Origin of the sequence: Amycolatopsis speibonae (assembly GCF_042647925.1) — a bacterium.
Taxonomy (GTDB): Bacteria; Actinomycetota; Actinomycetes; order Mycobacteriales; family Pseudonocardiaceae; genus Amycolatopsis; species Amycolatopsis speibonae.
In genome coordinates, this window is record NZ_JBHRWK010000047.1 from 125984 (window position 1) to 136179 (window position 10196).

The 10196-nt window shown below is 71.0% G+C and carries 6 protein-coding genes; all 6 read left to right on the forward strand.

The window, feature by feature from the left end; translation table 11 throughout:
• The first annotated feature begins 15 nt into the window (after positions 1–15).
• The 6 genes from ACFOSH_RS28155 to ACFOSH_RS28180 are packed head-to-tail and all read left to right on the forward strand — an operon-like array spanning position 16 to position 10195.
• Positions 16–3174: a tubulin-like doman-containing protein gene (locus tag ACFOSH_RS28155; protein WP_378242082.1), complete on the forward strand. Its 3159-nt coding sequence runs from the start codon at positions 16–18 to the stop codon at positions 3172–3174.
• Positions 3171–5342, forward strand: coding sequence for a hypothetical protein (locus ACFOSH_RS28160; protein ID WP_378242083.1), 2172 nt, complete (start codon positions 3171–3173; stop codon positions 5340–5342). Before ACFOSH_RS28155 ends, ACFOSH_RS28160 begins: the two co-directional genes overlap by 4 nt.
• A gap of 2 nt (positions 5343–5344) precedes the next feature.
• Complete coding sequence (locus tag ACFOSH_RS28165) at positions 5345–6370, forward strand: hypothetical protein (RefSeq protein WP_378242084.1); 1026 nt, start codon at positions 5345–5347, stop codon at positions 6368–6370.
• Positions 6367–7578, forward strand: coding sequence for a TRAFAC clade GTPase domain-containing protein (locus ACFOSH_RS28170; protein WP_378242085.1), 1212 nt, complete (start codon positions 6367–6369; stop codon positions 7576–7578). The genes ACFOSH_RS28165 and ACFOSH_RS28170 overlap by 4 nt, the downstream gene beginning before the upstream one ends.
• Positions 7575–9317 carry a hypothetical protein gene (locus ACFOSH_RS28175; protein ID WP_378242086.1) on the forward strand — a complete coding sequence of 581 codons (1743 nt, stop codon included), beginning with the start codon at positions 7575–7577 and terminating at the stop codon, positions 9315–9317. The genes ACFOSH_RS28170 and ACFOSH_RS28175 overlap by 4 nt, the downstream gene beginning before the upstream one ends.
• On the forward strand, positions 9308–10195 hold the full coding sequence (locus tag ACFOSH_RS28180) for a DUF4231 domain-containing protein (RefSeq protein ID WP_378242087.1): 888 nt from the start codon (positions 9308–9310) through the stop codon (positions 10193–10195). The genes ACFOSH_RS28175 and ACFOSH_RS28180 overlap by 10 nt, the downstream gene beginning before the upstream one ends.
• The last annotated feature ends 1 nt before the right edge of the window (position 10196 follow it).

The window sequence follows — 10196 nt, forward strand, 5'->3', positions numbered from 1 at the left end:
GAAAGGACCACTCTGATGCAGATCTACCAGCCGATGATGTTCGTCGGCCTCGGCGGGACCGGGTGCCGGGTCGGCGCGGAACTGGAGCGGCGGCTGCGCGAGGAACTGTGCGGCCCCGACGGTGCCGCGCTGCAGGAAGTCATGCAGGGCAAGAACTTCCTGCCGTATCAGCTGCCGTCCTGTCTGCAGTTCGTCTACGCGGACCTGAGCGAGGACGAGTTCGGTGGCCTGGAACGGCGTGTGGTGCCGGATCCCGAGCACCTGTCCGCCGCCGAACGCACCATGCACCTGGTCCGTGACCTGATCCCGGAGCACGACACCTATCCCGAGGTCGCGCGGAGCCTGCGCCTGTCCGCCGACAGCTATGTCTCGAAGTGGCTGCCCCAGCCCGCCGGGGAACCGCGGATCGGGCCGCTTTCGCGCGGCGCGGGGCAGCTTCCGACGATCGGGCGAGCGGCGCTGTTCGAGACCTTCCGGGCGGGCATGGCCCCGGCGCAGGCCCCGCTGAACCGGGCGATCGGCAACATCAACAACTCCCTCGGCGAGTTGTCCGTCCTCGGCGGCGGGCATCGCGGGATGTCCTGCGACGTGTTCGTGGCGTTCTCGGTCGCGGGCGGCACCGGCAGCGGCCTGTTCTACGACTACCTGCATCTGATCGGCGACGCGTTCAGCCGCAACGACTACCGGGCGCGGATCTATCCGCTGGTGCTCATGCCGTCGGCGTTCGAAGAAGGGCTCGGCGGCGGCCGCGCCGCCCGGCTCAACGCGGGACGCGCGCTGCTCGACCTGTTCCGCTTGGTCGACGACCAGAACGCCCAGCAGGCCGGCACCGAACTGGACCACGCCGGGGTGAGCGGGACACTCTCCGTCCGCTACCCGGGGCAGTCGGAGATCCGGCTGCGCGCGGCCACCGTGCAGACCGCGTTCCTGTTCAGCATGGGCGCCGGCGTGCGGCGGGACGACCTGCACCGCTCGATCGTCTCCCTGGTGCTTTCCCTGGTGGGTACCGACATCGGCGGCGACACCGACCCGCTGCGCTACGGCGACAGGCGCGACTACATGTCGTTCGCGGACAGCTTCATCAACAGCGCGGTCGAACGGGAGACCCCCGCGTCCACGGGCATCGGGAACCGCGGTGTGTCGACGAGTTCGGTCGCGTCGATGACGATCCCCGCCGACGACATCGCCGACATCGTCGCCTCGCGGCTCGTCGCCGCCGCGGTCAGCGAGCTCGCCGTCGCGCCACCCGGGCAGGCGGAGAGCAACGGGAGCCTGGTCGAGCGGTTCTTCACGGAGGCCAATTTGGACGCTCTCCGATTGCGGGCGCCGTTGCCCATCAAGGAACCTTCGGCGGCCAGCGGTACGGAGAACATCCAGAACGCGCTCGCGACCCGGGCCAGGACGATGGAGTCCGCGCTGCGCACCCTGGAGCAGCAGCTGACCAGTCAGGTGCCCGAACTGGTGCAGAACTTCGACCCGCACCGGGCGGTCCGCGCGCTGCTGGAAGAGGCCGACGTGTTCCGGCTGAGCCGGATCGTGTTCGGCGACGGGCACGGTGAAGGCCTCGGCGCGGTCGGGTTCAGCAAGCTGGTGGGCCTGCGCCGGGCCGAGCCGCCCGCCCCGGCGGGCATCACGCTGAACCCGCCGGCCCCGGTGGGGATCACGAAGAAGTTGTTGCGCCAGCTCAAATGGGCCGATCCCGCGGTCCGCGCCTCGATCGTCCGCCAGGACGAGTGGTACGCGTGGCGGGCCAAACGCGCGTGGAACGCGGCGTGGAACGACCAGTCGAGCCGGTGGGACGGCAAGGTGCAGAGTCTCGTCCGGGACGTCACCTCCCTGGTCTCGGCGTTCCGCGGGCACGCCGACGCCGACTCCCGGCGTTTCCACGTGCGGGCGAAGGAGCTTTACCAGCAGCGCGTCGGCGTCACCTACCTGCTTCCCCGGCACGGCGAGCTGGATTCCTTCTACCAAGCCGTTCTCCGCCGGTTCGTCGAGTACCACACGGCGCACGGCCGCCTGCGTCCCACGGCGACCCCTGGTGATCTGCTGAACGAGATCCTCGGCGAGCAGGGCTGGCGCCAGGCCTGGGAGATCATGGTGGCGAACCGGGATCCCGCGGCCGCCGTCGCCTTCGTCCGCGATCGCGCGAAGCAGGCCGTCAAACGGCTCTTCGACCATCGGGACGGCCAATACCGCCCGCTCCTGCCCGCCCTGCAGGACCTCCTCGCGGCGGCGGCGGGCCGGACCGGGGTGTCGGTCGCCGAGGACGATCTCCTGCAGTTCCGGGAGAAGCTCGCCGGTCTCGTGCCCGGCGGGTTCGCCCCGGGCGGCACCGGCCGCCTGCGCATCCTGTTCTCCTACCCCGCGGCGACCAAGGACGCCGAGCTGGAGAAGTACCTGCGGCAGGAGGTGGCGCTGCCCCGGGCGGCCGACACGGTCGTGGAGTTCCGGCCGATCGCGGCCGAGACGATCGCCGTGGTGCTGTTCCGGACCTCGATGGGGCTCACCGAGGTGCCGGAAGTCCGCGAGGTGCTCAAGCACTGGTCGGACGCGCTGCGCAACGAGCAGCGCCAGGACTTCCTGAAGTGGCGGCAGCGCCTCGGATACGACTTCGGCCACCTCGCGACCACCCCGGAGCACCGCGAGCGGATCCTCCACCACCTGTTGTGCGCGATCTGGAACGACCAGGTCCGCATCGGCCCGGACGAGGACGAGGAGTCGCCGCGGCTGATCACCGTCGGCGTCGGCTCCGCCGAGGTGAGCATGCGGCTGGAACTGCGGCCCTACGGCCGGTTGTCCAGCTGGGCCAGCGTGCTGACCTCCTACGAGGAATGGGTGCTCGCCGACGACGAGCAGATCCGCCGCGATCTGTGCGACCAGCTGACGTCCTGCGTGCCGACAGGCGTCGACCGCACCCCGCGGCTGCCTTCGGCCCTGTTCGAGAGGCTGATGAAGCTGCCCGCCGCGCAGATCGCCGAGATCGACGCCACGCTCGCCGACCGGGCGGGCGCCAGTGGCCGCACCCGGCTGACCGCGTTGCGGGAGTTCTGGACCGGCACCTTCCCGAAGGCGCTCGCGCTGGCGTTCCGCGGTGTCAACAACCCGATCCAGGACAACCTCGCGGATCTTCACCGGTGGGTCCACGACGAACTGCACGGAGGCTACGGCCGATGACCCGTGACCCGGTACTCGTGCTCGACGTGCGCGAGCCAGGCCATGACCGAACCCAGCTCGACGCCGCCGACGAAGACGTCGCCGAGCTGTATCCCGGGTACGTGGTCGTGGTCGCGTCCGTCCAGGACCTGCCCGCCCACGACGCCGCGTTCCGGAAGCTCGCGGGCCTGTCCCAGCTCGAAGGAGTCGTACTCGTCGCGACCGGTCCGCTGAACGCCGAGGGCGGCGGCTCGATGCTGCGCACCCCGGCCGCCCTGCGCAGCATCGGGGTCACGCTGTGGGTCGGCGACGAATCCGGCGTGCTGTGGAACGGCGCCTCGCACCGGGGTATCGAGCGGGCGGAGGAGGTCACGCTCGCCGATCTCGTCACCGTCCTGCGCCAGCCGCTGATCTTCGCCCGCGTGCACAAGGCCGTCAGCCAGATCCCGCACCAGGCGGTGAGCCCGGGGCTCGACATCGAGTACGCGACCGTGCCGGACTCCACCCTGCGGTTGCTGCGCATCCGCGCCCTGCGGCATCTCGCCACGGCGGAAGGGGACTCCGGCGCTGCCCCCGCGGGCTCGATCGAGTCGGCCGTCGACAGATTCCTCGAAGGGCACCAGGGCGACCCCGCCGCGCTGATCCGGCCGGGGTCGGCGCTCGACCGTGCCCGCGGGGCGTCCGGCTCCGCGCTGGCGGCCGCGCGCGCCGTCGTCGACCTGCTGTCCCGCCCGCTGACCCTGATGCGACGGCGGCCGGATCCGGCGGCGGTGTTCCGCGAGGCGGGGGACGCGCTCGCGGCCTACCTGCGGCTCGCGGGGGAGATCGCGAGCGCGATCACCGGTATGGCGGCGGGCGGGCCGCCCCAGACCGCGAAGCTCGTGGACGCCGGGCTCCCCGCCCCGGTCGCGCCGCGGAGCCGGGATCTCGCCGCCGTGCTGGAGGAGACGGTGGAAGCCGGTCTCGTCGGCGGGCGGCCGCTGCCCGGCCTCGCCGGCGAGGCGAAGCAGAAGGGCAACGCGCTCATCCGCCCGGACGATCCGGCCCTGCGCGGAGGCTTCGAGTCGGCGGCCCGGGCCGCCGACCGCGTCCGGCGGGTGCCGCGGTTCACGGTCTGGCCCCATCCCATGGTCGCGGTGCTCGCCGCCGTCCTGCTGACGTGTACCGCCGGGGCCGCGCTGGGGCCGTCCGGCGTCGTCGTCGGACCGGCGCTGGTGGTGCTCTGGATCGGGCTGCTGCACCGGATGCTCTACGGCGGTCCCGAACGGGCGGCCGACGCCACCCGGCTGTTGCTGTCCGCGGTCGCCGTGGCCGCGGTCGGCACGGCGGCCGGGCACAAGATGCGGGGCCTGCTCCCGCGCGAGGTCACCGTGTTCCCGGTGGCCCTCGTGCTCGGTCTCCTCTTGGCCGCGGTGGCCTCGGCCGTCGCGATGCTGGCCTGGCGGGACGCGGTGTCCCGGTGGACGGCGCGCCTGCCGCTGGGTGCCGCGATCGCGGCACACCGGGACCTGGCGGGGACGATGGACCGCCTGGTCACCGAGCGCTGGCTGCCGATCGCCGGCCTGACCAGGCTGGCGGACTCCCTGTTCACCGTGGCCGCCGCGCTCGACGGCGTGGCGAAGGCGTTCGCGGAGACCGCCGACCAGCTCGGCCCCGGGACCGGATCGGTCCCGGACAGCTCCGGCAGCCTCACGCTCGTGCTCCGGCGGGATCTCGCGCGGATCGCCACCGACGTGCTGCGGCCCGTGTTCGGGGAAGTCGCCGTCGACGCGCCGCTGACCGGCGACGATCAGCGATGCCGTGCCGAGGCCAGGGACCATCTCGCGCGCTACAACCACCACGTCGACCACCACGGGATCACCGTGGCGCCTTCGGGCCGCACCGACGACGAGCACCGCCAGGCCCTGGCCGGTCAGCTCTGGCACGAATCGGCGAAGAGCAGGCGCATCCTGCTCGCCGGGCCACGCAGCCCCCTCCCGCAGCTGTGCCGGTCCCGCGACCTCCGGCTCCTGTCGTTCGACAACGTGACGATGGTGCACTTCGCCCCGCCCGACCTGCCCGATCCGGAGCTCAACCCGGACTACGAACTGCTCCGCCCCGGCGGCAACGCGGTCGGCGTGCTCCGGCTGGTCCCGCTTTTCACCAAGTACGTCCGCCAGGCGGAAGACATCCAGCCGGAGGAGACATGAACATGGACGACGACGAGTACGGGGAACTGACCGGGATGACCCCGCTGGGCGATCCGGGCAGCTGGCGCGTGCGGCCGGTGGCGGACGTGGCCAACACGACCTCCCTGCTCCGGATCGACGTGGTCGAGACGACCGGCGAGGATCGCCTGCTGCGCAAGCGTCTGCCCGCCGAAATGCGGGGCGCGGAAGACCTCGTGATCGCCGAACGCCAGCTGGACAACGAGATCCGGGCGCTCGTGCGGCTGTGGGCCCGGTACGCGCACGACTATCCCGCGGAACTGCCGCATCTGGTCGGCTACAACTTCGACGCCGTCGAGCCCTTCGTGCTGATGGCGAGCATCCAGGCCGCGGAGACCGACGGCGGCGAGCAGCGCCGCATCCTGATGGTCAGCGAACGGCGGAAGTTCCGGGAGGGGCTGTTCCGCGCGCTGGCCGCGGTGCACGCGGTGGACCTGGTCCACGGCGCGGTGCGGCTCGGCACGCTCTGCTGGCGTGCCGACAGCTTCCAGCTGCTGGGTTTCGAGCACTCCGCCGGACGGCGTGAGCAGCCACGGTCCCGTCCGATCACGCTGGCGAACCGGGCGCTGCCCGCCGGTCCCGCCGATCCCGCCGACGACATCCGGGCCGCCGGGGTCGCCTACTTCGAACGGCTCGAAGGCCGCCCGCCCACGGAAGCGGAACTGGCCGCCCCCACCGAACTGGAGAAGCGGCTGGACACCGAACTGCGGGGCACCTTCGCGATCGAGGCCGCGGGCCGCCCGTCCGCCGAACAGGTCGTCCGCGCCATGCGGGCCCACGCCGAACTGCCGGATCCCATCGACGTCGACCACGCGCTGCGCCGGGGCTGGCACGCCTTCGACACGCGATACCCCGTCGCGACCGACGAATTCCCCGTGATCACCGCGCCGCCGGTCCCGCCCGAGCCGCCACCGGACCCGCCCGAGCGGAGGATCCCCGCTTTCGTCGCGGTCGCGGTCGGCGCGGCGATGCTCATCGGGCTCGCGATCTGGCTGGTGATGAGCGCATGACCGAACCGGATCTCCCCGAACCCCAACCCCCTGTCCCGCACCTCCGCCTTCCGGAACTTCCCGCCCCGAAACCCTCCGCCCCGAAACCCCCCGAACCGAGGCCCGTTGCCCGGCGGATCGTGCTGTGCCCGATCTGCGTCGACCGGATTCCCTGGCCGGAACAGCTCTTCCGGCCGACGGTCCGGGAGCAGCAGCTCGTCTGGGAAGCCCTCGACCTGTCCCGGCAGACCAATCCGGACAAGTACCAGTACGCGAGGACACGCGCCTACGTCCGCTGCCCGAATCCGTCTCAGGACGGCACTCCGACGCACTACCTGCCCGCCGTGCACGACGACTACGGCGCGCCGATCGTCATCGGGGTCGTCGGCCGGAGCACGTCGGGCAAGACCCATCTGCTCATCACGATGCTGTCGGAAATGCTCCGGGGCGGCCTCCACGAGCACGACCTGACCTTCGAGGTCGCCGACAAGATCCAGCACGAGAAGTCGGCGCAGGAGATGGAAAGGCTCCGCCGGGGCGACGTGCTGGGCGCGACCGACGCCGACCACTGGTCGTTCACCAGCTATCTGCTGGTCCGCCGTCCGGGCAAACCCACCCGGCCGCTGATCTTCTTCGACGTCCAGGGCGAGGATTTCGTCGAACGGGGGATGACCAGCGAGCGGCGGGCGCAGTTCGTGCTGGGGGCGGACGCGCTGCTGTTCGTCGACGACCCGGCGCGGGGATTGCCGCTGTGGCGGCCGAACGCGAAGAGCACGCGTGACCTCAAGGCCTCCCAACAGGACAACCGCGCGTTCGCCGGCGCGATCGCCCGCCTGCACGGGAAAGCGGACGGCAGCCGGGTGCCGGCGGCGATCGCGCTGACCAAGGCCGACGAACTGCGGTACGACTATCCGGTCGACCACTGGTTACGGCGTGAGGACGTGTCGGGCGAGCTCCGGGCCGGGGAATTCCGGGCGGAGAGCCGGGACGTCTACGCCGTGCTGGAGCGCTATCAGGCGAAACCCATGCTCGAAGTGGCCGAACGGTTCTCGCGGTGCACCCTGCATTTCGTCTCCGCGACCGGAGGTTCGGCGACGACGGAAGAGGACAGCGGCCGGGAGCTGTACCCCCGCGGCGTCCGGCCGATGCGCGTGCTGCAGCCCATCCTGGCCTTGCTGGCGATGACCGACGTGCTCGACGGGGCCGAAGCCGAGCGGGTCGGCCGATGACCGGCGAAATCGTGGCGGGCCAGGTCGTCCACCACGTGCTGGTGCGCGAGGACCGCGCCGTCGGCATGAGCATCGTCAACAGCTCGATGGACGCCAGCTCCAACGCCGGACCGCTCAAGGCGTGGTGGGGTGACCAGCTCGCGCCGCACTACCGGCTGAAGGACGGTACGGGAACCCCGCCGGAAGAAGCCTTCACCTACACCCATCTCGAGGACGGGCAGGCGGCGGTGCTCCGCCGCCTCGCCGGTGGGTCGGGGATCGGCCGGAACTTCTGCCACGCGGTCGTCGGCCCGGTCTCCGCGCTGGACGAGATCGCGCTCCCCGCCACCTGCTGGCGCGGCTGGCTGCAGCCCGAGGACTCCAACGACGTCCTGCGGCCGAGTGATCCCGCGTCCTTCACCGAATGGGCGACGCGCAACCGGATAAAGCTGCTCCGCCGCTCCGCGGACATCCCACGGGAGCAGCTGATCGGGCTGCTGGCGCTGGTCTGCCGGTACCCGCGCCAAGCACTCGACGTCGCGGGGATCGACACCGAACTGGTGCCCGCCGCGCTGCAGGCGGTCAAGGAACTCGCCACGGCGGTGGGACGACGGCCCCGGCCGTGGACCTTTTCCAGTTTCGAGGACGGTTTCGTCCCCCATCGGTCGCTCCAGTTCGTCTTCCTGCGGCGGCTGCCGGACAAGATGGCGAGCGGATCCGGCGACCGCGTCGTCGCCGACCTCGGCGAAGCGCTGCCGACGGGCGCGGTGCACCAGCAGGTCGCTGCCTGGCTGTACGGCAGCCTGCGTGAGATCTGGCATTCCGGGAACGCCGATCAGCATCGGAGAGTGCGCGACTGGGTCGAGTTGTGCGACGAGATCGGCAAGCACACCGGGCGCGCCGAGGATTTCTCCGACCGGTTCGCCCAGTTCGCCTCGCGCAGGCTGAATCTGGCCCTGGAAGCACCGGCGGCCACCGTGGCGCCCACCGAGCCGCCCACGGAAGACGACGAGGCCCGGGGCGGTGTCCACGGCACGCTGCCCGACCCGGCCGAGCAACCCGTCCCGGAAATCGACGAACCGGAGTCCGTCACCGTGGAACACGACACTGTGGAATACGACACCGTGGAATACGGCCGGCGGCCCACCGTAGCCATCACCACGGTGCTGCACGAGCCTCTCAGCCGGCCTCGGCAGGGGCTGCCCGGTTCGTCTTCGACCTACGAGGCCGCCTCCGAATCGGCGCCACCGCCCGTCGTCGCGCCACCGCCCGATCCGACGTGGCATCGGATCATGAACGCACGGAACGCGAAGGAGCTCGCCGCGGCGATCCCGGGCAACGGCCGGGTTTCGCTGTCGGTCGACGAGCGATGGCGGATCTGGCACAAATGGCAGGGTCCCCGTCTCGACGAGATCCTCCGTGACCTGCCCCAGCCCGAAAAGGACCTCTGCTTCCAGGCCATTTTGGACCTGCTCGTCGGGACCGCCGACGACAAGGCGATCCAGGACGAGATCGCGCGCGGTCTGACGGAGTGGCTCGACAAGGGCAACCAGGCCATCTACGTCGACAAGGCCGTGAGCAAGCGCCGCACCGCGCGACAGCTTTCACCGACGACGCGAATCGGGCGGCTTCACGCCGTCCTGAGCGGGATCGGCCCCATCCTCAAGATCACGTGGTCGGTGCTCGTACTGGCGATCGTCCTCGTCACGCTGGGCCTGCTCATCGGATTGGGCACGATCGTGGTGGTCCTGTGGACGTGAACGCACCGCTCGATCCCGTGGGGATCGTCTGGAAAAAGCAGAAACTCTGGTCCCTGACCGCCGACAAGGGGAAGGCCCAGGTCGAACGCAGCCGGCGGGCCGTCCTCGTCGCGCTGCTGGTCGGGGCGGTGGCGGGCACCGCGGCGGCGCAGCTCTCGGCGGTCTCGCGGCCGGCCGCCACCACGCTGGCGGTGCTCGCCGCGCTGGCCGTCGGGGCGGGCTCCTTCGCCCGCGGCCGGATGGTCACCACCTCGCCGAGTGACTGGGCCACCGCCCGGTCGGTCTCGGAAGGCCTCAAAGCCCAGGTCTTCCTGTACCTCGCCGGTGTCGCGCCCTACCACGGGACCGCCGGCCGTCGGCTGCTCGACGACGCGAACGCCTTGTGCGACAAGGCGGGCAACCACTTGACGAACGGGACCGTCGTCAAGGCCCTGGAGCCCTTGCCCAAGGTCGGCAGTGTCGATTCGTATGTCCTTTCGCGACTCGCCGGTGGCAAGGGACAGATCTCGTACTTCCGCGGCAAAGCCGACCAGTACGTGAAGACGCTGGGCGGCTATCGCGCCCTTGAGATAACCCTCGGCGCCGTGGCGACGGCCTTGCTCGCCTTCGCGAGTGTGGTCCACGTCGACTCGCTGACCGCCTGGATCGGCGTGGTCACCACCGTGGCCGCCGCCCTCGCCGCCCATTCCGCCCAGGCCGAATACGAGTTCCTGGTGGCGGAATACCGCGCCACGGCCGACCTGCTCGAAGAACTGGTGGCCGACCGGAAGTCGTTGACCGACCAAGAATTCGTCGTCGCGTGCGAGCGAGTGCTCTCCCGGCAGAACGAGAGCTGGTTGCGCAGGCTCGGGTCGGAAACCCCGGAGAAAGACCAGTGAA